The sequence below is a fragment of the Achromobacter sp. genome (assembly GCF_050285585.1).
GTDB lineage: Bacteria > Pseudomonadota > Gammaproteobacteria > Burkholderiales > Burkholderiaceae_B > Achromobacter.
The window spans coordinates 55,125-76,596 of the sequence record NZ_JBLZXF010000013.1; the positions used below are offsets into that span (position 1 = coordinate 55,125).

Consider the following 21,472-nt stretch of genomic DNA (forward strand, 5'->3'; position numbering starts at 1 on the left):
CTACAACGTGATCTGGGGCCGCATTTGCGGCCGTCTTTCAGAGCCCGATCCAAGGAGACCCGGTCCATGAGCATCCGCGTGCGCCAGAATGCGCCCAACACCCTGCAGTTCACCGCCACGGCCGAAGGCCATGAGCTTCCGCTGGCCATGCCGCAGCCGCAGGGCGAAGGCCCTGATCCGCATGATTACTTCGATACCGCGCTGGGCGGGTGCAAGGCGTTGACCCTGATGGTCTATTCGCAGCGCAAGGGCCTGCCGCTGGAGTCGGTGGGGGTGGAGGTGGTGCGCGATGCCAGCGAAGAGCGCAAGGGCGTCTACCGGCTGACAGCCAAGCTGACGCTGCATGGCGAACTGTCCGATGCGCAGATCGACGAGTTGCTGGCGGTGGCCGAGAAATGTCCGGTCCACAAGCTGATGACGGCGGTGGACGTGCAGGTGTCCACCGTGGTGGTGCGGCCGGCCTGAGCGGCCGGGCGCGGCGGGCGGACGCCAGGCGCCGCCCGCGCCGGCGTCAGTCTTCCATGCCGGGGACGACGGTGGAGAAGCCGGCGTCCACGTGCGTGATTTCGCCCGTCACGCCGGCGGCCAGGTCCGACAGCATGAAGGCGGCAACGTTGCCGACTTCTTCGATCGTGACGTTGCGGCGCAGGGGAGCCTGCGCTTCGACGAATTTCAGGATGGCCGAGAAGTCCTTGATGCCGCTGGCGGCGAGCGTTTTGATGGGGCCGGCGGAAATGCCGTTGGCGCGGATGCCGCGCGGGCCCAGGGCGGTGGCCAGATAACGCACGCTGGCTTCCAGCGAGGCCTTGGCCAGGCCCATCGTGTTGTAGTTGGGGACCACGCGCTCGGCGCCCAGGTAGGTCAGCGTCAGCACGGAACCGTTGCGGCCTTCCATCAGCGGCAGCGCGGCCTTGGCCATGGCCGGGAAGCTGTAGGCCGAGATATCGTGCGCGATGCGGAAGGCTTCGCGCGACAGGCCGTCCAGGAAGTTGCCGGCGATGGCTTCACGCGGGGCGAATCCGATGGAATGCACCAGGCCGTCCAGGCCGTCCCAGTGCTTGCCGAGCTCGGCGAAGGCCTCTTCGATCTGGCTGTCCTCGGCCACGTCGCAGGGCAGCACGATCTTGCTGCCGAACTCGGCGGCGAATTCGCCCACGCGGTCCTTGAAGCGGTCGCCCACATAGGTGAACGCCAGTTCGGCGCCTTGCTGGTGACAGGCGCGCGCGATGCCGTAGGCGATGGATCGGTTGGAAAGCACCCCGGTGACCAGGATGCGCTTGCCGGCGAGAAAGCCCATATATTTATCCTTTGATTTTTTCCCTTCTGGAATCCGCCTATTTTAAGGACTTTGGCGGCCCAGCGACATGAAAAGTGGCCTCCCCCGCGCGCTGCCCGCGAGGCGTACCGGTGCCCCGCAGGGCCGCTTTCGTGTTTTTGGGGGGGCAGCGAAGAAAAAAGGGCGCGCCCGTTCCGGGGGAGCGCCCTCCTGCGGTCGAATGCGCGATCAGCCGCGCGCGTTGGTGCCCGGAACGCGCAGCGGGGTGCCGATCTTCAGGGCGCTGCCCTTGATGTTGTTCAGCGCGCGCAGGGCGTCGACGGAGGTGCCGTACTGCTTGGCCAACGAGAACAGCGTGTCGCCCTGGCGGACCTTGTGCGTGCGGACGTTCGGGCGGGCGCTGGCCGAGCGGGCGGCCGGAACCTGCGTGCGGTTGCGGGCCGCGGGCGCCTTGTCGCTGGAGGGCGCCGAGTCCAGGGCGCCCACCGGCGGCGCCAGCGAGGCCAGTTGCACGCCGCCCGAGCCGGACTCGCCCGGCACCAGCAGGGATTGACCGGACGCGGATTTCTGGCGCGAGCCGATGTCGTTGGTCTGGCGCAGCGTGGCTTCGCTGATGCCGAAACGCTTGGCGATCGAGGCGTAGGATTCGCCGCGGCGCGTATGGTAGATCTTCCAGGCGCTGAGATCGCCCTTGTAGTTGGTCAGGTTGGCGTTGAAGATTTCGACGCGGTCGGCGGGCAGCAGCAGGGTGGGACCGTGGTCGCCGCGGATGACCGGGCGGTTGAACGAGGGATTCAGCGCCTTGAATTCGTCCAGCGGCATTTCGGCCAGCTTGGCGGCGATTTCCAGGTCGATGTCGCTGTTCTTCTGCACCGTCACGAAGTAGGGCGTGTTGCCTACCGGGGGCAGGGCCACCGCATAGCGTTGCGGGTCGGCGATGATGTTCTTGATGGCCTGCAGCTTGGGCACGTAGTTGCGGGTTTCATCGGGCATGTTCAGGGAGAGGTAGTCCGTGCCCTGGCCGGCGGCCTCGTTCTTGGCCATGGCGCGCTGCACCGAGCCTTCGCCCCAGTTGTACGAAGCCAGCGCCAGGTACCAGTCGCCCTGCATTTCGAACAGCTTTTCCAGGTAGTCCAGCGCCGCGTTGGTCGAGGCGATGGGATCGCGGCGCTCATCGCGCCACCAATCCTGCTTCAGGTTGAAGTGCTGGCCGGTGGCCGGCACGAACTGCCAAAGGCCGGAGGCCTGGGCGCGCGACAGGGCCGTGGGGTTGTAGGCGCTTTCGACGAAGGGCAGCAGCGCCAGTTCGGTGGGCAGGCCGCGGCGGTTGATCTCGTCGACGATGAAGTACAGGTATTTGCCGGCCCGCTCCGCCATGCGTTGCACCGATTCCGGGTGGGACGCGTAATAGTCGGTCCACTGCTGCGAGAGCTCGGTGTTCAGGTTGGGGATGGCGAAACCGCGGCGGATGCGGTCCCAGGCGTCCGCGGGCGGATTGGTGAGGTCCACCGTCCGGGAGGTGTCGCGGGCGATGTAGCGCCCTTGGGAATTGGTGGTGAGGTTCTTGCTGTCGGGGGATTTGGTTCCTGCGCAACCGGCGAGGACTGCCAGCATGAGCGGCAGAAGGAGTCGGGATAGATTCATCGGGCTGTCACTTGAATTCGTTCTTCCATTCACGAAGGGAGGCAAAAACCTCTACCGGCGTAGCGTGGCTGTGGCCTGCCCAGCGTTCTGCCGCTTGGACGACCTCATTTTGTTGCGTGCGCAAAAACGGATTGGTCGCGCGTTCCTGACCGATGGTCGACGGAAGCGTGGGAAGACCTTCTGCTCGTAATTGCCGGGCCCGCTGATGCCATTGCTGCAGGTTGCGGTTGGCCGGTTCGACTGCCGACGCCCAGCGCAAGTTCGCTAGAGTGTACTCGTGCGCGCAAAAAACCTGTGTATCTGGCGGTAAAACGGAAAATTTTTCCAAGGAATCAAGCATTTGCGCGGGAGTCCCCTCGAACAGCCGGCCGCAGCCCCCCGCAAACAGGGTGTCGCCGCAGAACAAAACGGGCTCCACGCCCGCCGCCCGGCCGGTGTAGGCGATGTGTCCGGCGGTATGGCCGGGCACGTCCAGCACGCTCAGGTCCAGGTCGAGTTCCGGGATTGCGACGCGGTCGCCTTGCGCCAGCGGCACGTCGCAGCGCGGCAGGCGTTCCCGCGCCGGGCCGTATACGGTGAGGCCCTCGATGCGGGACAATTCCGAAACGCCGCCGACGTGGTCGCCATGATGGTGCGTGAGTAGAATGGCGCGCAGTCTCAGGCCTTCCTGCTGCAGCAGCCTCAGCACCGGGCCGGCCTCGCCGGGGTCCACCACGGCGGCCTGGCCGTCGCGGACGATCGCCCAGATGTAGTTGTCGGTGAAGGCGGGTAGCGGCAAGACCGCGGCGTTGCGCTCGCGGCCGCCTGAAGGGGCGGTCAAGGCTTGCATGGGATTCGAAGGAATAGAACGTGGCAGAAGATACTCCGCCGATTGTAGAACTGACCGAGTGGTTCCAGACGCCGCCGGGGCAATACGTCCTGGCCTGGGAGCGGGCGCAGTTCGACGCGGCTGTCGCGGACGTGTTCGGATATTACGCCTGGCAGGTCGGTCTGGCCGACATGAACCTGCTGCGCGCCAACCGCATGCCCTTCAAGGGATACGTGGGCACGGAGGCGCCATCGGAGGATGGCGCGGCCGGCTGGCATTCCCGGGTGGTGATCGCCCAGCCGGAGGCCTTGCCGTTCGAATCCCAGAGCGTGGACCTGCTGATCCTGCCGCACGCCTTCGAATGCACGCAGGAGCCCCACAACGTGCTGCGCGAGGTCGAGCGTGTGCTGGTGCCGGAAGGGCGCGTCGTGATTTCGGGATTCAACCCCTGGAGCATGTGGGGCGCGCGCACGCGCATGCCCGGCATGGAGCCCTGGCTGCCCCAGCCGCCGTCGTCCCAGGTTTCGCTGCCCCGCCTGAAGGACTGGTTCAAGCTTCTCTCGCTGGAAGTCGAGCAGAGCCATTTCGGCTGCTACGCGCCCGCCTGCCGCAGTGAAAAATGGCTGCAGCGCTGGGCCTTCCTGGAATCGGCCGGGGCCCGCTGGTGGAGCGTGGGCGGCGCCGTTTATCTGGTGTCGGCCGTCAAGCGCGTGGCCGGCATGCGTATCATTGGCCCCGCCTGGAAGACCAAGCCCAAGCGCGCGCGGGCCGCGTCGGTGGTGGTCAACCGCCAGGCGGACGACGGCTTCGACCGCTCCTGAGCGGCCGGCGCGGATTCAGCACGAACAAGGAAAACCAGGCAGCACGATGCAGGACAGCAAAGCGAACGAGCAGAAAGTGGAAATGTGGACGGACGGCGCCTGCAAGGGCAATCCCGGTCCGGGCGGCTGGGGCGTGCTGATGCGCGCCGGCAGCCACGAGAAGACGCTGCATGGGGGAGAGCTCCAGACCACCAACAACCGCATGGAGCTGCTGGCGGTCATCCAGGGCCTGCGGGCGCTCAAGCGCCCGTGCGCGGTCACCATCCATACGGATTCCCAGTACGTCATGAAGGGCATGACCGAATGGCTGGCCAACTGGAAGCGGCGAGGCTGGATGACGGCGGATAAGAAGCCCGTCAAGAATGCCGAACTGTGGCAATTGCTGGACGAGCAGGTGGGCCGGCATACGGTGTCCTGGCGCTGGGTGCGCGGGCATGCCGGGGACCCGGGCAATGAACGGGCCGACCAGTTGGCCAACATGGGCGTGGAGGCGGCGCGGCGCGGCTGATCCCGTCCCCGCCCGCCAGTTGCGCGGGCGCCCCGCGGTCCCGTTGCATGACCGGGAATCGGCGCAAGGCATTGGGATATACCCTCAAATCCGCCTTTCGGGGCGAATTTAGTTCTTTCATCCGGCTTCTGGATTGTTCCAGTATGTAAATCCGGGTGCTAAAGTCCCTACCCTCTTTCCCGTTCCTGCGGCGCCGTCCGCGCGGCCCAGGCTCGCGCCCGCGCCGCAATACCGCCACATTCGCGCATGAAAAAAGCAGTACTGCTGGCCGCCGTAGCGGCAGGGTTGGCCGCGGGGGCCGCGTTCGGCGTTTTTGTGCCGCGCTGGCTCGCGCCCGGAACCCCTCCTCCCCAGGCCGCCGCCGGCGCCGCCAAGCCCGCCGCCTCGCCGGTCGCACCGGTCCGGGTGGAGGTCGCCGCCGTCCAGGAAATCCCCTTCGCGCGCGGCCTGTCCGCCGTGGGCAGCCTGCGTTCCGACGAATCGGTCGTGCTGCGGCCCGAGGTCGCGGGCCGCATCCAGTCCATCGAGTTCAAGGAAGGCCAGCCCGTCAAGCGCGGCGACCCGCTGATCCGGCTGGACGATTCCGTGCCGCGCGCCGAGCTGGCCCAGGCGCGGGCCAACCTTACCCTGGCGCAGAGCCATTACCGGCGTTCCGTGGAGCTGCAGGGCAAGGGCTTCGTCAGCCAGCAGGCCCGTGACGAGGCGGCCAGCACGCTGAAGGTGCAGGAGGCCGCCGTGGCGCTGGCGCAGGCGCGGCTGGACAAGATGACGATCACGGCGCCGTTCGGCGGCATCGTGGGCCTGCGCAGCGTATCCGTGGGCGACTATGTGAACCAGGGCCAGGACCTGGCCCCGCTGGAGGCGATCGACCCGCTGAAGGTGGATTTCCGCGTGCCGGAAATGTATTTGAGCAAGGTGGGCGTGGGCCAGCAGCTGACCGTGCGCCTGGATGCGCTGCCCGGCCAGGAGCGCCAGGGCATGGTCTATGCGGTCAGTCCGCTGGTCGACGCCGGCGGCCGTTCCATCCTGCTGCGCGCCACGGTCGCCAACAAGGACGCCGTGCTGCGCCCGGGCATGTTCGCCCGCGTGCAGCTGCTGTTCAGCCAGGACAAGGCGCTGGTCGCCCCGGAAGCCGCGCTGTCGCCCTCGGGAGAAACGCAGTACGTTTACCGGGTAAGGAACGGCATGGCCGAGCGGCGCGAGGTCACGATCGGCGAGCGCCGCGAGGGCCGCGTGGAAATCCTGACCGGCGTGGCCGCGGGCGACCGCCTGGTGGTGTCCGGCCTGCAACGCGTGACGGACGGCGCGGCGGTGACCGTGCTTGCCAACGGCGCGTGATGCCGGCCCTTTTCCATTTTTGGCGATAGCGCAATGCGTATCTCGGAAACCTGTATCAAGCGGCCGGTGTTTGCGTCGGTCCTGTCGCTGATCATCGTGCTGATCGGCCTGATTTCCTATTCGCGCCTGACCGTGCGCGAGTATCCGAAGATCGACGAGCCCATCGTCTCGGTGGACACCACCTACAAGGGCGCCTCGCCCGAGGTGATCGAATCGCAGGTGACCAAGCCGCTGGAGGACCAGCTCGCCGGCATCGAAGGCGTGGACGTGATGACCTCGCGCAGCCGCTCCGAACGCAGTCTCATCAACATCAAGTTCAACCTGTCCCGCGATCCCGACGCGGCCGCAGCCGAAGTCCGCGACAAGGTGTCGCGGGCCCGGCGCTTCCTGCCGGACGAGATCGACGAACCCATCATCGGCAAGGTCGAGGCGGACTCCCAGCCCATCATCTATATCGCGGTGGAGGCCGGGTCGTACTCCGCCATCCAGACGTCCGATTACATCAACCGCTACATCAAGACGCGGCTGTCGGTGCTGCCGGGGGCGGCGGAGGTTCGCGTTTTCGGCGAGCGCCTGCCGTCCATGCGCATCTACGTGGACCGCGACAAGCTGGCCGCCTACGGCCTGACCGTGCAGGACGTGGAGTCCGCGCTGCGCAGCCAGAACGTCGAGATCCCGGCGGGCCGCATCGAGTCCCGCGCGCGCGAGTTCTCCGTCGTTTCGTCGACCGACCTGCAGACGCCGGCGCAGTTCGAGGACGTGATCGTCGCCAACGTGAAAGGCTATCCCGTCCGTCTGCGCGACGTGTCCAAGGTGGAGATCGGGGCGGCCAACGACCGCATCCTGTCGCGCTTCAATGGCAAGCCCGCGATTAACATCGGCGTGACGCGCCAGTCCACCGCCAACCCCCTGGAACTGTCCAAGGCTGCGCGGGAGGAGGTGGCCCGGCTTAACGAGAACCTGCCGGCCGGCATGAAGCTGAACATCGCCTACGATTCGTCGGTGTTCATCGAGCGTTCGATCGATTCCGTGTTCCACACCATCGGCGAAGCCATCGTGCTGGTGGTGCTGGTGATCTTCTTCTTCCTGCGCAACCTGCGCGCCAGCATCATCCCCATCGTCACCATTCCGGTGTCGCTGGTGGGCGCCTGCGCGCTCATGTACCTGTTCGGATTTTCGATCAACACGCTGACCCTGCTGGCCATGGTGCTGGCGATCGGCCTGGTGGTGGACGACGCCATCGTGGTGCTGGAGAACATCTTCCGGCACATCGAAGACGGCATGCCGCGCAAGGAGGCCGCCTTGCGCGGGTCGCGCGAGATCGGCTTCGCCGTGGTCGCCATGACGATGACGCTGGTCACCGTGTACGCGCCGCTCGCGTTCGCCACGGGCCGCACCGGCCGCCTGTTCATCGAATTCGCGCTGGCGCTGGCCGGCGCGGTGCTGGTGTCGGGCTTCGTGGCGCTGACGCTCACGCCCATGATGTGTTCGGTGCTGCTGCGGCACCAGAGCAGCCACAGCCGCTGGTACAACCTGATCGAAGGTTGGCTGAACGCCCTGAGCAGCGGCTACCGGCGCGTGCTGGCGGCGTCGCTGCGCCATCGCTGGCTGGTGGTGGCGATCGGCCTGGTGGTCGCGGCCGGCAGCGGGGTGCTGTTCAAGGTGGTCAAGAGCGAACTGGCGCCCATCGAGGACCGGGGCGTGGTGTTCGGGATCGTCAGTTCTCCGGAAGGCGCCACGCTGAACTACACGCTCGAGAGCATGCTGGGCATCGAGAAGTTCTATGCCGACATTCCGGAAGCCAGCGGCAGCCAGGTGACGGTGGGCTTTCCCACCGTCACGGACGGCACCGCCATCCTGCGCCTGAAGCCCTGGGAGGAGCGCGACCGCAAGCAGCAGACCATCACCGAATTGCTGCAGCCGCAGTTCGCCTCGCTGCCGGGCGTGCGCGCTTTCCCGACCAATCCGCCGTCGCTGGGCCAGTCCGCCCGGTCCAAACCGGTGCAGTTCATCATCATGAGCCAGGCTTCATACGCGGAGCTGGCGCGCCTGACCGATGTGTTCATGGCCGAGCTGCGCAAGTACCCCGGCCTGATCAACCTGGATACCGACCTGCGGCTGAACACGCCCGAACTGCGCGTGCGCGTGGACCGCGACAAGATGGCCGACGTGGGCGCCAACGTGGATACCGTGGGCCGCACGCTGGAGTCCATGCTCGGCGGGCGGCAGGTCACCCGCTACAAGGACGAGGGCGAGCAGTACGACGTGATCGTCCAGGTGACGCCGCGCGACCGCGCCAACCCCACCGACATCTCGGGCATCTACGTCCGCGCGCGCGACGGCAGCATGGTGCAGCTGGACAACCTGCTGGGCGTGCACGAAGGGGTGTCGCCGCAATCGTTGAACCACTTCAACCGGTTGCGCGCCGTGAAGATCGACGGCGCCGTGGCGCCGGGCTACGCGCTGGGCGAGGTCCTGTCGCACATGCACCAGGTGGCGCGCGAGGTGCTTCCCAACACCATCGTGACCGACCTGGACGGCCAGTCGCGAGAGTTCCGGGACTCCTCGGGCAGCATCTACCTGGTCTTTGCCATGGCGCTGGCCTTCATCTACCTGGTGCTGGCGGCCCAGTTCGAAAGCTGGCGCAATCCGTTCATCATCATGCTGTCGGTGCCGCTGTCCATGACCGGCGCGCTGCTGGCACTGTGGCTGACCGGAGGCACCTTGTCCATCTACAGCCAGATCGGCCTGATCACGCTGGTCGGCCTGATCACCAAGCACGGCATTCTGATCGTCGAATTCACGAACCAGTTGCGCGACGAGGGCAAGGAGCTCTTCGAGGCCGTCATCGAGGCCAGCGTGCTGCGCCTGCGTCCGATCCTGATGACGACGGGCGCCATGGTGCTGGGCACCGTGCCCCTGGCTCTGTCCTCGGGCGCGGGGGCGGAATCGCGCCAGCAGATCGGCTGGGTCCTGGTCGGCGGGCTGATGCTGGGTACACTACTGACCTTGTTCGTCGTGCCGGTGGCCTATACGCTTATCGCTGCCGCACGCAAGAAACCCGGCCAGGCCGGCAGCGCAGCGCGCCATCCGGACTCCGGCCCGGCGCCGCAGGCGCCGCCCGCCTCGCCCGCCCAAGCGTCGGAATAGTTATGCGCCAGATCATCTTTGACACCGAAACCACGGGACTGGATCCCGCCCAGGGCCACCGCATCGTCGAGATCGGCTGCGTGGAACTGGTCAACCGGATGTCCACCGGCAACAACCTGCACATCTATCTGAACCCGGACCGCGACAGCGACCCCGAAGCGCTGGCCGTGCACGGGCTGACCACGGAATTCCTGTCCGACAAGCCGCGCTTCGCCGAGGTCGCGGACGAATTCGTCAAATTCATCCAGGGCGCGGAGCTGATCGCGCACAACGCGGCGTTCGACGTGAAGTTCTTCAACGCCGAGCTCGCCAAGACCGGGCGCGGCCCGATCACGGATTTCTGCGAAACGGTCACCGATTCCCTCCTGCACGCGCGCTCGCTGTTCCCGGGCAAGCGCAACTCGCTGGACGCCTTGTGCGACCGTTTCGGCATTTCCAACGCCCACCGGACGCTGCACGGCGCATTGCTGGACTCGCAACTGCTGGCGGAAGTCTGGCTGGCCATGACCCGCGGCCAGGATGCGCTGCTGATCGACGTGGACGACGGCGACAGCGGCGGCGGCAGCGGCATCGTGCTGGCCAAATTCGACGCCTCCGGGCTGCCGGTGCTGAAGGCCAGCGAGGAAGACCTGGCCGAGCACGAGGCCTACCTGGCCGCCCTGGATAAGTCCGTGGGCGGGGAGTGCATCTGGCGCAAACTGGAGGCGCCAGCGCCGGTGGAATAAGGTTTTTCGAGGCGACTTGCACACGTTCAAAAAAACGTGCTAATATTTCGCCTCTTTCGGGGTGGTTAGCTCAGTGGTAGAGCACTGCCTTCACACGGCAGGGGTCACTGGTTCGAACCCAGTACTACCCACCAAAGACCCTTGAGAGACAACGCTTGCGCCAAGCCAGCCGTTGTCGGCGTCCAAGGAAAGGCCCGGATGAAGATCCAGGCAAACGACGCCACGCAAAAAGCCAGCCCTCGCGGTTGGCTTTTTTGTTTTGGCGGATCCGGTGCGGTCCGGCAGGCCGGGACAGGGCCAGGCGCCGCCATGCCGCCGGCCTGGCGGGCAAGCCATTGCGCGGGCGCGGCCCATTCATTACTCTTCTCTTGATTTGACGCAAGCGGGCCTACATCGATTGAGCCGCATCGCCTGCGTGCCTGTCTATCATTGATAACAAAGGCTGGCTCGCGAGTCACGCCAAGGCGAACAGGAGAAGGCGATGCCCCCGAACACCAACACCATGCTGATCATCATCGTCACGGGCGTGGCGCTCATGCTGGTCGGCTTCGGGCTGCGCGACCGCAATATCGGCATGGGGCTGATGGGCCTGGGCCTGATCACCGCCATCGGCACCATCATCTACAAGGCCTACATCACCTTCTATTGACGCGAAGGGCGGATCCTCAGCGCTGGCGCGCCGCGCGTGCCAGCAGGGAGTCCAGCTGATTGGCGAACGCCTTGCGGTCGGCGTGGCTGAACGACGACGGCCCGCCGGTATCCACGCCGCTCGCGCGCAATTCCTCCATCATGTCCCGCAACGCCAGCCGCTCGCGGATGGTCTCGGGCGAATAACGTTCGCCGCGCGGGTTCAGCGCCATTGCGCCCTTTTCCAGTACTTGCGCCGCCAGGGGGATGTCCCCGGTGATCACCAGATCGCCCTGGGCGGCGCGCTCGGCGATGTGCGCGTCGGCCACGTCGAAGCCGCGCGGCACCTGCACCGCGCGGATCAGCGGCGAGGGCGGGGTGTATAGCGGCTGGTTGGCGACCAGCGTCAGGGGCGTCTGCCAGCGCTGCGCGGCGCGGAACAGGATGTCCTTGATGACCGCGGGGCAGGCGTCCGCATCGACCCAGATATGCATCGCCCTATTCGCCAAGCGCCTTGCGCAGCGCCTCGGCCACGATGTCGTGGGTGGAGACGCCGCGCTCGGCCGCCGCTGCGCGCAGCCTGTCGGCGTCGGCCTGGGACAGTTTCAACGGGAAGGGCACCAGGCCGGCCGCCTGGTCCAGCTTGCGTTGCTCGCGGCGGTCCGGGGCGTGCGAGGCGGCGCCGTAGCGGTCCGGCGTGCCGGCCTGCTTGAGCTGGCCCGCAAGCTTCAGGGCCTGGTTTTTCTGCAGATCGAATTTGTTCATGGGTATTCCTGATGAGGAGCGCCATCATAAGCGCAACGGCCTCATCGCGGTTTGCCGTGTTCCAGCGCGGCCAGGCCTTCCTGGGCGCCATCGTGCAGCGGCACGGTCAATCCGCGGCGGGCGGTCGCGATGGAGACCTGGGCACCCTGGGCCGAGCCGGCGGCCAGCAGGTCCTGCCCGGTCAGGTAGACGGCGCGCACGATCACCAGGGCTTCGTCCCGCGTCAGGTCGGCGGTGGTGAGCAGCAGCGCCGCCATGCCCACGGTGGGTATCGCTTCCGCCTGATTGGGATAGGTGCCCGCGGCGATGTCGAGCGGCATCAGCGAACTGTCCGAGGCCGTCAGCGCCTTGATGGCGGCGGGGTCCAGCGGAAGCAGTTTCAGGCGGGCCTGGGTCAGCGCGTCGCGCAGCGGCGTCGCCGGCACGCCGATTACCTGGGCGGCCGCGTCGACCTCCCCCGAATTCAGCGCGGGCAGGGAGGCGGCGAAGGGCGTGCTGGCGACCGTGTAGTCGCGGCCGGGCTGCAGCCCGTGCGCGGCCAGCACGGCTTCCAGCGTGGCCCGCACCGCGGACCCTTCCGGGCCTAGCGCGATGGTCTTGCCTTTCAGGTCGCGCACACCGCGCAGGGAGGCGTCGTCGCGCACGACGATGTGGACCAGCTCCGGATAGAGGCTGCCGAGGGCGCGCAGGCCGGTAAACGGCCCTTGGCCCGCGAACGGCCCTTTGCCGTCATAGGCCAGCCGCGCCGTGTCGGCCTGCGCCAGCCCGACCACCGCGTCGCCGCTGCGCAGCAGCGCGATGTTCTCGGCGCCGCCGCCCGTGATGAGCGGCGATACGCGGATCTGCTGGCTGCGGGCCACGGCGCTCAGGGCGCGGGCGAACGCCACGTATTCGCCGCGGTCCGGGCCGCCCGCCAGCGGATAGCCTTGCTGCAGGCGCGACAGGCGGCCGTTGATTCGGGCCACCGAGCGCTCCAGTTCCTGCTGCACCACGTGCTGCGCGGTGCTGGAAGCGCTGTAGGCGACGGAATGGGTGATCTGGTCCAGCGTGTCCAGCAGCTGGCGCGTGACGGGCGGCGGCGCGCCGGTGTCCAGGTTGGGAGCCTCGGCCGCCTTGAAGCCGGCGGGCGTCACCAGCTTCCAGCCCTCGCCTTCCTGGCGGTAGATGGCGCTGGCGTGGGCGACGATGCGGTCGCCGGCCTGATTGCCGCCGGATTTCACGCCGCTGATGCTGCGCGGGCCCGCGCCCAGCAGCGTGACCAGCGACGCGGCGCCCGGCTGGTCCCAGGCGCCGAGCGACACGTCGCGTCCCACGTCCAGGGCGATGTCGTAATAGACCACGCGACGGGTTTCGCCCGGGGGCGCGCCGTTGTCCGCGGCGGATCCCATGCGTTTGAGTTCGGCGATCCGGAAGAGGCCGTCGCCGTAGGCCGAGGCCAGGCTGCGCTCGACGTCGGTTCGCAGCATGTCGGCGTCGGGCGCGCGGCCGCAGGCCGTCAGCGCCAGGCAGAGGAGCAGGAGAACGAGACGTTTGAACATGCTCACATCCCTCCCACGAACGGCAAGGAGATCAGCGAAGTCAGCACGATCACGTTGAGGATGTCGACCAGGAACGCGCCGGTGACGGGCACCACGATGAATGCTTCGGGGGCGGGGCCGTGGCGGCGCGTCAGCGCCTGCATATTGGCGATGGCGGTGGCGGTGGCGCCCAGCGAGAAGCCGCAGAAGGCCGCCGACATGATGGCCGCCTCGTAGTCGCGCTTGAGCAGGCGGAACACCACCCAGGACGCGTACAGCGCGCAGAAGAGGGTCTGCACCGCCAGCATCAGCGCCAGCGGACCGGCCAGGCGCGCCACGCTGGACAGGTCCAGCGTCATCATCGTCATGCCCAGGAAGAGCGACAGGGCGATCGTGCCGATGATGTCCGTGACGCGGTCATCCAGTTTCAGGCCCAGGTGCTCGCCGCCGTTGCGGATGACCACGCCCGTTGCCAGGCACCACAGGAAATTGGGCAGGCTGACGGGCGCGTCTTCGACCAGCGCGGCCAGGTAGCCGCCGACGACCAGGCAGACGAAAGCGGCGGTCAGCGACACGATGAACGAGCCGGCGGAAGCGGGGCCGGTGTCGTCCGCGAGGTCCGGGGCCTCATGCTTGGCGTCTGCCGCATGGTCCAGGCTGCCGGACAGCTTGTGCCGCCGCATGATCCATTCCGCTACCGGGCCGCCCACCACGCCGCCCAGCACCAGGCCCATGGTGGCGGAGGTCATCGCCAGCGCCATCACGTCCTGGATATTGTTGAAATCGGCGAAGCGGGTGGCGTAGGCCGCGCCCGTTCCGTGCCCGCCCACCAGGGTGATCGTGCCGCCCAGCAGGCCCATCAAGGGGTGCATGTCCAGCAGCCAGGCCATGCCCAGCCCCACGGCGTTCTGCAGCACCAGGAATGGAATCAGGGCCAGCAGGAAGGCGATCAGCCGGGGGCCGCCCTTGGCCAGCAGCTTGAGATTGGCAGTCAGGCCGATGCAGCCGAAGAACAGCAGCAGCAAGGTCGGTTTGACGCTGGTTTCGAGCGAAACGGATATGCCGCCCCAGGTCGACAGCAGGTAGGCGATCACGGCGAACAGCAGGCCGCCTACGATGGGATCGGGAATGCTGTAGCGGGCCAGGGGCCCGATCCGGGTGGTCAGTACCCGTCCGACGACGAGCACCAGGCAGCAGGCCAACAGCGATTGAACGGGCGAAAGCGAGATCATAGATACCTTTGCGCCCTGTCGGGGCGCAGTTAGATTTCCGGCTATGGGAATCCTGCCGCCTCACACGCATGCGGCTTATGTTACGTCCGCGGCGGCGGCGTTGTACATGGGGCGGGCAGGCATCGCCCGGGGATGCCGAGCAGGGAAGGGCTGCCGCGCGCGGGCGGCTAGAGCGGCAGCTCGCGCGCCATATATTGAGCTTGCGGCCCGTAGCCGGCGAGCTTTGCGGCCAGGCCAGCGCCGGCGACGGCCATGGGGGCGTAGCCTTGGCGCCGCCAATAGCCCGTCGCGGATCCCAGGGATACCAGGCTGGCCCGGCGCAGGCCATGCTCCAGGGCGGAACCGGCGGCGGCGCGGACCAGCGCCTGGCCGACTCCCAGGCCCTGGGCCCGTGGCACGACGGCGCAGTCGTGCAGGAACCAGTGGTCGGCGCCGGCCGGCAGCGATTCCAGCGCGACGTCCAGGGCCGGCGGCAGCCCCGCATCCCAGGGATAAGAGATCAGATAACCCAGCAGGCCGTCACGGCCGGCCGGCGCCGCCGTATCGGCGACCCAGCAGTGCGAGGGCGCGAGCGCCAGCCGGTTCTGGAAGAAACCGGCGCTTTCAAGCAGGAAATCGGGGTAGGCCAGGGTCTGGGCGGCCAGGATGCCGTCCACGTCGCCGGCAAGCATGGGCCTGACTCGGTATTGCATGACGATCTGAAAAACAGGAACTCGGGCGCATTGTAGCGATGCCGGCCCGTCCCCGCTTTGCCGCCGGCATTTCATGAAAATTCGACGAGTCCCTGCGCATACTGCCCGGCATAGTGTCCTGCATTCCGAGTCTAGAGTTCCATGCACATCCAATTCCGGTCCGATCCCATTGCCCCGCAAGTGCTGGCCAAATCGTTTCCCATGGAATCGCTTTGGTCCGCGCCGGCAGCCAATGTGCCGTACGACACCTGCGTGACCTGCGTCATTCCTTGCCTGAATGAATGCGAGAACCTGCGGGTGCTGCTGCCCTTGTTGCGCAGCCGGCTCACGGCGCTGTGCTCGAGCTGGGAGGTGATCGTCGCCGACGATGGCAGCACCGACGGCACCGAGGCGCTCATGGCGGAATGGACCGAGCACGCGGGCTTTCGCTATGTGCAGCTGTCGCGCAATTTCGGCAAGGAAGCCGCGCTCAGCGCCGGGCTGGAATCCGCCACGGGCGACGTAGTGATCTGCCTGGACGCCGACCTGCAGCATCCGCCGGCGCTGATCGAGCAGATGCTGGCGCGCTGGGCCGCCGGCGCCGAAATGGTCTATGCGGTGCGCGAGAGCCGCGCCGACGAATCCTGGATCAAGCGTTCGGGCGCGCGCTGGTTCTACAAGCTGCTGAGCGGCGCGCGCGGCGTGGACGTGCCCGCCCACGCCGGCGATTTCCGGCTGATGGACCGCAGCGTGGTAGACGCCCTGAATGCCTTGCCGGAGCGCACCCGCTTCATGAAAGGCCTTTATGCCTGGGTCGGTTTCAAGGGCGAGGCGCTGGCCTATACCCCGGACGAACGGATGCACGGCGATAGCCGCTTCGGCAGCATGCGCCTGTTCCGCCTGGCGCTGGACGGGCTGACCGCCTTCACGACCTGGCCGTTGCGCCTGGTCAGCCTGGTGGGCGTGGCCTTTGCCGTGCTGGCGCTGGCGTACGCGGCCTATCTCGTCGGCGACTACCTGCTGTCGGGCAATCCGGTCTCGGGCTGGACGACCATCGTGACGGCCGTGCTGTTCTTTGCGGGCGTGAACCTGATTTCGCTGGGCGTGGTCGGCGAGTACGTCGCCCGCATCTTCGACGAGGTGAAAGGCCGGCCGCTGTTCGTGGTGCGCCGCCGCCAGGGGCGCGCTTCCCGTCCGGACCAGGACCTGCGCTGACATGTCCGCCATCACACAACGGGGGCGCTCCATCTGGACCCCGCCGGCAGGACGCTTTCTGCTCGCGATCGGGATTTGGCTGGCCTGGCTGGCATGGTTGAGGCCGTTGACGCTGCCCGACGAGGGCCGCTACGCCGGCGTGGCCTGGGACATGCTGCGCAGCGGTTCGCATGCCGTGCCGCTGCTGGACGGCATGCCTTATTTTCACAAACCGCCGCTCTACTACTGGCTGACCGAGCTGTCCTTTTCGGTGTTCGGCGTGCATCCCTGGGCGGCGCGCGTGCCGTCCTGGCTGGCCGCGTGGGGCGCGGCGGCGGCGCTGTACGGCTTTCTGCGCCGCTACCGCGACGCGGCATCCGCCACATTGACGGTGCTGATCCTGGCCACCATGCCGTTCTTCTACGGCGGAGCGCAGTTTGCGAACCTGGACATGCTGGTCGCGGGCATGATCACGCTCTGCCTGCTGGCCGCGGCGGACACCGTACTGCGGGCGGAGCGCGGGCAGCCTTGGCGCTGGATGTCGCTGGCCGCCGCCGCGCTGGCGGCCCTGGCCGTGCTGGCCAAGGGCCTGATCGGCGTGGTACTGCCGGGCGCCATCCTGTTTCTCTGGCTCGCGTGGGGGCGGCGCTGGCGCGGGCTGGCCGCGCTGCTCTGGCCGCCCGCGGTGCTGGCATTTCTTGCCGTGATGGCGCCGTGGTTCGTGCTGATGCAACTGCGCTACCCGGGCTTCTATGACTATTTCTTCGTCTATCAGCACTTCCAGCGCTTCGCCGCCACGGGGTTCAACAATGCCCAGCCATTCTGGTTCTATCTGCCGGTGATCGTGGGGTTGAGCCTGCCCTGGTCCCTGTGGGGCGGCGGAATCCTGCGCAAGGCATTTTGGGCGGAAGGTCCGGCGCAGGACCTGCGCCGGTTCGCGCTGCTGTGGTTCGCCGTCGTGATCGTGTTCTTTTCGCTGCCGCATTCCAAATTGGTGGGCTACGTCCTGCCCGCGCTGGCGCCGCTGGCTTTCCTGCTGTCGGAAGTCATTCTGGCCGCGTGGCGCGGCGAGCGCGAAGCGGTGACGCCGCGTCTGGTGCGCTTGGGCGCGGCGGCGGCGGCGGGCATCTGCGTGATCGCGGTGGGCGTCGCCGCCAACAACGTGCGTGGCAGCGCGGGCCCGCTGGCCAGGGTCGTGCGGGAGCAGGCCCGGCCGGAAGATACCTTCGTGTCGCTGCACGCCTATCCCTTCGACCTGGCCTTGTATGCCCGGGCCCCCCGGCCGACGTGGGTCGTCGACGACTGGCTCAACCCCGAGGTGCCGAACCGGGACAACTGGCGCAAGGAACTGTACGACGCGGCCAAATTCGACCCCGCCACGGGACAGGAAGTGCTGGTGAGCCCGGCTCAGTTCAACGCCCGCTTGTGCAAGGCGCCGGACGGGGCGCGCTACTGGGTGTGGGGCACCGTCGCGGACAATCCCGTCTATCTGCCGCTGCGAGGCCTGGCGCCCGTGGTGAGCAGCGCGAAATACGCCATGTGGCTCGTCGAGGCGGATGCCGCCCTCAGGCAGCGGGTCTGTGCCGGAACGCCCACAGCCGGCTAGCGATGAAGGTGGCGATGGCCAGCCCGGCCAGTATCAGGGCAAGCAGGATGTCGTAGCGGATGGCGGTGCTGTGCAGCAGCCAGGCGTACGAGGCTTCGTTGATGGCGAAGCCGGCGGCTGACACAAGAAAGAAACGACGCGCTGCTACTGTCCAAGGGGTTTTTGAATGTCGGAAGGTAAGCCGGTAGTGGCCAGCGAAGGAAACCGCGAACGCGACCAGCCAGCCGGCCAGGTTGGCGGCGAGCGGAGGGATTCCGGCGGCCTCCACGCAGCCGACGGCAACGGCCCAGTGCGTGGCCGCGGCGGCGCATCCGACAGCAATGAAGGTGCTTACTTGTTGCAGCAGGGCGCGCATGGAAAACGTGGTGGATTGGAAGTAAGGGGTATTGCGATGAGCAAACGTATCGTGGTCTGCGGTGACGATTTTGGCATGAATGCCGATATCGATGAAGGCATGATCGCCCTTGCGGGCATGGGCCGTCTCAGCGCGGTAAGCTGCCTGGCGCTGGGCACGTCGTTCGCCGCGAACGCGCGGCGGCTCGCGCCGCTGGATGTCGACGTCGGACTGCACGTGAACTTCACGGAAGCGCTGGACCCGGAAGCCGAGCCGATGCCCGCGTTGGGCCGGCTGGTCTTCAATGCCTATGCGGGCCGCCTGGACGCCGCATGGATCGACTCGCATCTCGAACGCCAGTTCGATGCCTTCGAGGCCGCCGTGGGGCGCGCGCCGGATTATGTCGACGGCCACCAGCACGTGCATCAGTTGCCCGGGATCCGCGCGCGCCTGTTGCTGCTGCTCAAGCGCCGCTACGGCGCAAACCGTCCCTGGCTGCGCCAGACCAGCCCGGGCATGCAGAGCGGCATTCCGCTGCGCGAAGCCATCAAGGCCCGCGTCATCGGCGCCTTGGGCGCGACGGCGTTGGCGCGCGAGGCCAGCAAGCATGGCCTGCGCACCAATCGCCGGCTGCTCGGCGTCTACGGGTTCGAGGGCGGCAGGCGGCGCTACGCGGACCTGCTGCAGAACTGGCTGTTCAATGCACGCGATTGCGATTTGCTCATGTGCCACCCCGCCGTGGACTGCAAGGACGGCAGCGCCATGTCGCGCCAGCGCCGCGCGGAGTTCGACGTGCTGGCCAGCCCCAAACTGGGCGATTGGCTCAACAACAACGGCGTACACATCTCGCGCCTGCCGGCCGCCGCGCGGTGAGGAGAGGGGCCTAGCCGCCCGTCAGGCTTTGCAGCAGCCAGGCTCCGGCGGGCCCCAGCGCCCGGCGCCTGGACCAGACCGCATCCACCCGGATGTGGCGCGGCCACCCCGGCGCCTTCAGTTCGGCCAGCTGGTCCTGGCCGAAGCGCTGGATCATCCAGCGCGGCAATTCGGTCCAGCCAAAACCGCGGCTGGCCATTTCCAGCAGCATCAGATAGCCGGGCGCCGACCAGGTGGAATAGGCCGGCTCGGTCTCCTTGTCGCCCAGCTCATAGGTGCTCAGGCGCAGCGCGCGTTCGGATTTCAGCTGGTCTTCCGTGACGCTGGGCAGCTTGGCCAGCGGATGGCTGCGGCCCACGCACAGGACGATTTCCGATCGCTCCGCCAGGGTGGCGTGCGCCACGTCGGGCGGATAGTCGTCCTGGGCGGCCATCAGCCCCAGGTGCGCGCGCCCCTGTTGCACCAGTGCCACGACGTCTTCGTATTCCGCGATCAGGCATTCGAAACGCAGGGCCGGATAGCGCTGGTCGATCTGGCTGAGCATGGTTTCGAAGGTTTCCGACTGGAACGTATCGGACAGCACCAGCGTCAGGCGGGGCTCCAGCCCCTCGGAAAGCTGGCTTGCGCTGCGGTTCAGGCGGTCGTTGGCGGCAAGCACCTGCAGGGCCTGCCCCAGCAGGACCTGGCCCGCCTCGGTCAGCACGGGCTGCCGCTGGCTGCGGTCGAACAGGGTCACGTTCAGATCCACCTCCAGGTTGGCGATGGTCTCGCTGATGGTGGACTGGCTCTTGCCCAGCTTGCGGGCTGCCGCGGAAAAAGTGCCTTCCGAGGCGACCTGGGCGAAAGCCGCCAGGGATTCCAGTGAGTGGCGCATGGGAAGAGCCCGTGTGAGGTATATCGGTTTTTCCGATGAATTCTATCTTTATCGTAACGGAAATATCGTCGAAAATCGCTTCCATTCTGTCGCAATCGACCTCAGGTGGGTCATGACGCAAGCCAAGAAAACCCTCAAAGAACGTTTCATCCACGCTTTTCTGTTCGAAGTCCTCGCCATCGGCCTGTGCGCGCCCGCAGCGGCCTGGGCCATGGGCAAGTCCCTGTTCGAGATGGGCGTGCTGACCGCGGTGATCGCCTGGATCGCCCTGGTCTGGAACATGATCTACAACGCCGGATTCGACCGCATCGAGAACCGCCTCGGCTGGACGCGCAACCTGCGGGTGCGCGTGGTGCACGCATTCGGCTTCGAACTGGGCCTGATCCTGATCGTGATCCCGCTGGCGGCCTGGTGGCTCAGCATCAGCTTGTGGCAGGCGTTCGTCCTGGATATCGCGCTGGTGCTGTTCTACCTGCCCTATGCCTTCTTCTACAACCTGGCTTATGACCGCTTGCGCCCGCACGCCATGAAATGGCTGGGCCGCAACGGCGGGCAGGCCGCCCCGGCCGCCGCGCGCTGAGCGCGCTCGCGCGGCGCTTCAGCCCGCCTTGCGCCGGTAGGCGCGGCTGGCGTCGCGCGTGAAGGTTCTTACCGCGTCCTCGTACTGCGCCCCGCTGCGGAAGGCGCCCGAATGCGAGGCGCCTTCTATCTTCACCAGGCGCTTCATGTCCGGCGCAACATTGCGCGCCGCGGCGAACAGCTCGTCGCTCATCGTATGCGGCACCACGCGGTCCGCGGTGCCATGCACGAACAGCATGGGCGTGTGCATGCGGGCCAGCTTGTCCACCGAGTCGAAGGGCTGGGTGACCAGCAGGCTCGCGCCCGGCACCTTGCCCCAGCGCAGGGTGGCCAGCATCGCGCCGATGCTGGTGAAACTCGACTCCACGATAAGGCCGGCGAAGTCCGGCTGTTCCGGCCGCGCGGCCAGATCGATCGCGATCGCGCCGCCCAGGCTGTGCCCGTAGATGAAGCGGCGGGAAGGGTCAGGCTGGAGCCGGGCCAGTTCCCGCAGCCCGGCGATGGCATCTTCCTGCGCGCTTTTTTCGGAGGGCAGGCGCGCGGTGGAGGCGCCGAAGCCGCGGTAGTCGATGGCAAGCACGGAATAGCCCATGCGCGTCCAGCCGTCTATCCGGAAGGCGCTGCCGTTCAGGTTCCAGCGCGCGCCGTGCAAGTACAGCACGGTAGGGGCGTTCGCCTGCGGGCTTTGCCAGTACCAGGCGCGCACGTGGTCGCCGCCCGCCAGCGGCAGGTCGTATACCTGGGTGCCGGCGGCGGGTTCGCGCCACCAGGTCTGGGGCTCGGCCTGGGGAGAAAAAATGGTCTGGCGCTGCCAGGAATCGAGTTGCGTGCAACCTACGACGCCGGCGCCCGTGAGCAGGACGGCGGCGAGCAGGCGGCGGAAAGGCAGGCGGGATAGTGCGGGCATGGCTTATGTGACCCGGGCGGGGC

General features: G+C 67.3%; 22 protein-coding genes and 1 tRNA gene. 12 read left to right on the forward strand and 11 right to left on the reverse strand.

Annotation, left to right across the window (positions count from 1 at the left end; all coding sequences use genetic code 11):
• Positions 1 to 66 precede the first annotated feature (66 nt).
• The gene (locus ACN6PJ_RS18375; RefSeq protein ID WP_427997276.1) at positions 67 to 465 is read left to right on the forward strand and encodes an OsmC family protein; all 399 of its coding nucleotides are present in this window, start codon (positions 67 to 69) and stop codon (positions 463 to 465) included.
• A 46-nt stretch (positions 466 to 511) separates the two neighbouring features.
• Here the strand turns inward: ACN6PJ_RS18375 and fabI are convergent, their stop codons facing one another.
• The 3 genes from fabI to gloB form a co-directional block, all read right to left on the reverse strand.
• The gene (gene fabI / locus ACN6PJ_RS18380; RefSeq protein ID WP_427997277.1) at positions 512 to 1,297 is read right to left on the reverse strand and encodes an enoyl-ACP reductase FabI; all 786 of its coding nucleotides are present in this window, start codon (positions 1,295 to 1,297) and stop codon (positions 512 to 514) included.
• A 207-nt stretch (positions 1,298 to 1,504) separates the two neighbouring features.
• Complete coding sequence (locus ACN6PJ_RS18385; protein WP_427997278.1) at positions 1,505 to 2,920, reverse strand: transglycosylase SLT domain-containing protein; 1,416 nt, start codon at positions 2,918 to 2,920, stop codon at positions 1,505 to 1,507.
• A gap of 7 nt (positions 2,921 to 2,927) precedes the next feature.
• The gene (gene gloB / locus ACN6PJ_RS18390; protein ID WP_427997279.1) at positions 2,928 to 3,749 is read right to left on the reverse strand and encodes a hydroxyacylglutathione hydrolase; all 822 of its coding nucleotides are present in this window, start codon (positions 3,747 to 3,749) and stop codon (positions 2,928 to 2,930) included.
• A 20-nt stretch (positions 3,750 to 3,769) separates the two neighbouring features.
• Between gloB and ACN6PJ_RS18395 the strand changes: the two genes are divergently transcribed.
• The 7 genes from ACN6PJ_RS18395 (at position 3,770) to ACN6PJ_RS18425 (ending at position 10,919) form a co-directional block, all read left to right on the forward strand.
• On the forward strand, positions 3,770 to 4,549 hold the full coding sequence (locus tag ACN6PJ_RS18395; protein ID WP_427997280.1) for a class I SAM-dependent methyltransferase: 780 nt from the start codon (positions 3,770 to 3,772) through the stop codon (positions 4,547 to 4,549).
• Between the two features lie 46 nt (positions 4,550 to 4,595).
• Positions 4,596 to 5,057 (forward strand): ribonuclease HI, encoded by a 462-nt coding sequence (gene rnhA, locus ACN6PJ_RS18400; RefSeq protein ID WP_427997281.1) that lies wholly within the window; start codon positions 4,596 to 4,598, stop codon positions 5,055 to 5,057.
• A 246-nt stretch (positions 5,058 to 5,303) separates the two neighbouring features.
• On the forward strand, positions 5,304 to 6,395 hold the full coding sequence (locus ACN6PJ_RS18405) for an efflux RND transporter periplasmic adaptor subunit (RefSeq protein ID WP_427997282.1): 1,092 nt from the start codon (positions 5,304 to 5,306) through the stop codon (positions 6,393 to 6,395).
• A 33-nt stretch (positions 6,396 to 6,428) separates the two neighbouring features.
• On the forward strand, positions 6,429 to 9,545 hold the full coding sequence (locus tag ACN6PJ_RS18410) for an efflux RND transporter permease subunit (protein WP_427997283.1): 3,117 nt from the start codon (positions 6,429 to 6,431) through the stop codon (positions 9,543 to 9,545).
• A 2-nt stretch (positions 9,546 to 9,547) separates the two neighbouring features.
• Positions 9,548 to 10,270, forward strand: a complete 723-nt coding sequence (gene dnaQ / locus ACN6PJ_RS18415; RefSeq protein WP_427997284.1) for a DNA polymerase III subunit epsilon — start codon at positions 9,548 to 9,550, stop codon at positions 10,268 to 10,270.
• A gap of 59 nt (positions 10,271 to 10,329) precedes the next feature.
• A tRNA-Val gene (locus tag ACN6PJ_RS18420) sits at positions 10,330 to 10,404 on the forward strand.
• Positions 10,405 to 10,751: 347 nt separating this feature from the next.
• Positions 10,752 to 10,919: a hypothetical protein gene (locus ACN6PJ_RS18425; protein ID WP_087881433.1), complete on the forward strand. Its 168-nt coding sequence runs from the start codon at positions 10,752 to 10,754 to the stop codon at positions 10,917 to 10,919.
• Between the two features lie 16 nt (positions 10,920 to 10,935).
• Here ACN6PJ_RS18425 and ACN6PJ_RS18430 read toward each other — a convergent pair whose 3' ends face one another.
• The 5 genes from ACN6PJ_RS18430 to ACN6PJ_RS18450 form a co-directional block, all read right to left on the reverse strand.
• Positions 10,936 to 11,391: a YaiI/YqxD family protein gene (locus tag ACN6PJ_RS18430; RefSeq protein WP_427997285.1), complete on the reverse strand. Its 456-nt coding sequence runs from the start codon at positions 11,389 to 11,391 to the stop codon at positions 10,936 to 10,938.
• A gap of 4 nt (positions 11,392 to 11,395) precedes the next feature.
• Positions 11,396 to 11,662: a hypothetical protein gene (locus ACN6PJ_RS18435; protein ID WP_427997286.1), complete on the reverse strand. Its 267-nt coding sequence runs from the start codon at positions 11,660 to 11,662 to the stop codon at positions 11,396 to 11,398.
• Positions 11,663 to 11,703: 41 nt separating this feature from the next.
• Positions 11,704 to 13,206: a TAXI family TRAP transporter solute-binding subunit gene (locus ACN6PJ_RS18440; RefSeq protein ID WP_427997287.1), complete on the reverse strand. Its 1,503-nt coding sequence runs from the start codon at positions 13,204 to 13,206 to the stop codon at positions 11,704 to 11,706.
• Positions 13,203 to 14,411 carry a sodium/glutamate symporter gene (gene gltS, locus ACN6PJ_RS18445; protein ID WP_427997288.1) on the reverse strand — a complete coding sequence of 403 codons (1,209 nt, stop codon included), beginning with the start codon at positions 14,409 to 14,411 and terminating at the stop codon, positions 13,203 to 13,205. The genes ACN6PJ_RS18440 and gltS overlap by 4 nt, the downstream gene beginning before the upstream one ends.
• Positions 14,412 to 14,578: 167 nt before the next feature.
• The gene (locus ACN6PJ_RS18450; RefSeq protein ID WP_427997331.1) at positions 14,579 to 15,082 is read right to left on the reverse strand and encodes a GNAT family N-acetyltransferase; all 504 of its coding nucleotides are present in this window, start codon (positions 15,080 to 15,082) and stop codon (positions 14,579 to 14,581) included.
• Positions 15,083 to 15,304: 222 nt separating this feature from the next.
• On the opposite strand from ACN6PJ_RS18450, the gene ACN6PJ_RS18455 reads away from it, so the two are divergent.
• On the forward strand, positions 15,305 to 16,297 hold the full coding sequence (locus ACN6PJ_RS18455) for a glycosyltransferase family 2 protein (RefSeq protein ID WP_427997332.1): 993 nt from the start codon (positions 15,305 to 15,307) through the stop codon (positions 16,295 to 16,297).
• 1 nt (position 16,298) lies between these two features.
• A complete protein-coding gene (locus tag ACN6PJ_RS18460; protein WP_427997289.1) occupies positions 16,299 to 17,882 on the forward strand; it encodes a glycosyltransferase family 39 protein in 1,584 nt (527 codons plus the stop codon).
• Here ACN6PJ_RS18460 and ACN6PJ_RS18465 read toward each other — a convergent pair.
• Positions 17,842 to 18,237 (reverse strand): GtrA family protein, encoded by a 396-nt coding sequence (locus tag ACN6PJ_RS18465; RefSeq protein ID WP_427997290.1) that lies wholly within the window; start codon positions 18,235 to 18,237, stop codon positions 17,842 to 17,844. The genes ACN6PJ_RS18460 and ACN6PJ_RS18465 overlap by 41 nt on opposite strands.
• Positions 18,238 to 18,273: 36 nt before the next feature.
• On the opposite strand from ACN6PJ_RS18465, the gene ACN6PJ_RS18470 reads away from it, so the two are divergent.
• On the forward strand, positions 18,274 to 19,089 hold the full coding sequence (locus ACN6PJ_RS18470; RefSeq protein ID WP_427997291.1) for a ChbG/HpnK family deacetylase: 816 nt from the start codon (positions 18,274 to 18,276) through the stop codon (positions 19,087 to 19,089).
• Positions 19,090 to 19,099: 10 nt separating this feature from the next.
• On the opposite strand, the gene ACN6PJ_RS18475 is transcribed toward ACN6PJ_RS18470, so the two are convergent.
• The gene (locus tag ACN6PJ_RS18475) at positions 19,100 to 19,963 is read right to left on the reverse strand and encodes a LysR family transcriptional regulator (protein ID WP_427997292.1); all 864 of its coding nucleotides are present in this window, start codon (positions 19,961 to 19,963) and stop codon (positions 19,100 to 19,102) included.
• 112 nt (positions 19,964 to 20,075) lie between these two features.
• Between ACN6PJ_RS18475 and ACN6PJ_RS18480 the strand changes: the two genes are divergently transcribed.
• Entirely contained in the window at positions 20,076 to 20,543 is a 468-nt protein-coding gene (locus tag ACN6PJ_RS18480) for a multidrug/biocide efflux PACE transporter (protein WP_427997293.1), read from the forward strand.
• An 18-nt stretch (positions 20,544 to 20,561) separates the two neighbouring features.
• Here the strand turns inward: ACN6PJ_RS18480 and ACN6PJ_RS18485 are convergent, their stop codons facing one another.
• A complete protein-coding gene (locus tag ACN6PJ_RS18485; RefSeq protein ID WP_427997294.1) occupies positions 20,562 to 21,449 on the reverse strand; it encodes an alpha/beta hydrolase in 888 nt (295 codons plus the stop codon).
• Positions 21,450 to 21,472 lie beyond the last annotated feature (23 nt).

Coding starts and splice junctions, on each gene's coding strand:
- ACN6PJ_RS18375 (WP_427997276.1), top strand. CDS start 67: ATGAGCATCCGCGTGCGCCAGAATGCGCCCAACACCCTGCAGTTCACC.
- fabI (WP_427997277.1), bottom strand. CDS start 1,297: ATGGGCTTTCTCGCCGGCAAGCGCATCCTGGTCACCGGGGTGCTTTCC.
- ACN6PJ_RS18385 (WP_427997278.1), bottom strand. CDS start 2,920: ATGAATCTATCCCGACTCCTTCTGCCGCTCATGCTGGCAGTCCTCGCC.
- gloB (WP_427997279.1), bottom strand. CDS start 3,749: ATGCAAGCCTTGACCGCCCCTTCAGGCGGCCGCGAGCGCAACGCCGCG.
- rnhA (WP_427997281.1), top strand. CDS start 4,596: ATGCAGGACAGCAAAGCGAACGAGCAGAAAGTGGAAATGTGGACGGAC.
- ACN6PJ_RS18405 (WP_427997282.1), top strand. CDS start 5,304: ATGAAAAAAGCAGTACTGCTGGCCGCCGTAGCGGCAGGGTTGGCCGCG.
- ACN6PJ_RS18410 (WP_427997283.1), top strand. CDS start 6,429: ATGCGTATCTCGGAAACCTGTATCAAGCGGCCGGTGTTTGCGTCGGTC.
- dnaQ (WP_427997284.1), top strand. CDS start 9,548: ATGCGCCAGATCATCTTTGACACCGAAACCACGGGACTGGATCCCGCC.
- ACN6PJ_RS18425 (WP_087881433.1), top strand. CDS start 10,752: ATGCCCCCGAACACCAACACCATGCTGATCATCATCGTCACGGGCGTG.
- ACN6PJ_RS18430 (WP_427997285.1), bottom strand. CDS start 11,391: ATGCATATCTGGGTCGATGCGGACGCCTGCCCCGCGGTCATCAAGGAC.
- ACN6PJ_RS18435 (WP_427997286.1), bottom strand. CDS start 11,662: ATGAACAAATTCGATCTGCAGAAAAACCAGGCCCTGAAGCTTGCGGGC.
- gltS (WP_427997288.1), bottom strand. CDS start 14,411: ATGATCTCGCTTTCGCCCGTTCAATCGCTGTTGGCCTGCTGCCTGGTG.
- ACN6PJ_RS18450 (WP_427997331.1), bottom strand. CDS start 15,082: ATGCTTGCCGGCGACGTGGACGGCATCCTGGCCGCCCAGACCCTGGCC.
- ACN6PJ_RS18455 (WP_427997332.1), top strand. CDS start 15,305: ATGGAATCGCTTTGGTCCGCGCCGGCAGCCAATGTGCCGTACGACACC.
- ACN6PJ_RS18460 (WP_427997289.1), top strand. CDS start 16,299: ATGTCCGCCATCACACAACGGGGGCGCTCCATCTGGACCCCGCCGGCA.
- ACN6PJ_RS18465 (WP_427997290.1), bottom strand. CDS start 18,237: ATGCGCGCCCTGCTGCAACAAGTAAGCACCTTCATTGCTGTCGGATGC.
- ACN6PJ_RS18470 (WP_427997291.1), top strand. CDS start 18,274: ATGAGCAAACGTATCGTGGTCTGCGGTGACGATTTTGGCATGAATGCC.
- ACN6PJ_RS18475 (WP_427997292.1), bottom strand. CDS start 19,963: ATGCGCCACTCACTGGAATCCCTGGCGGCTTTCGCCCAGGTCGCCTCG.
- ACN6PJ_RS18480 (WP_427997293.1), top strand. CDS start 20,076: ATGACGCAAGCCAAGAAAACCCTCAAAGAACGTTTCATCCACGCTTTT.
- ACN6PJ_RS18485 (WP_427997294.1), bottom strand. CDS start 21,449: ATGCCCGCACTATCCCGCCTGCCTTTCCGCCGCCTGCTCGCCGCCGTC.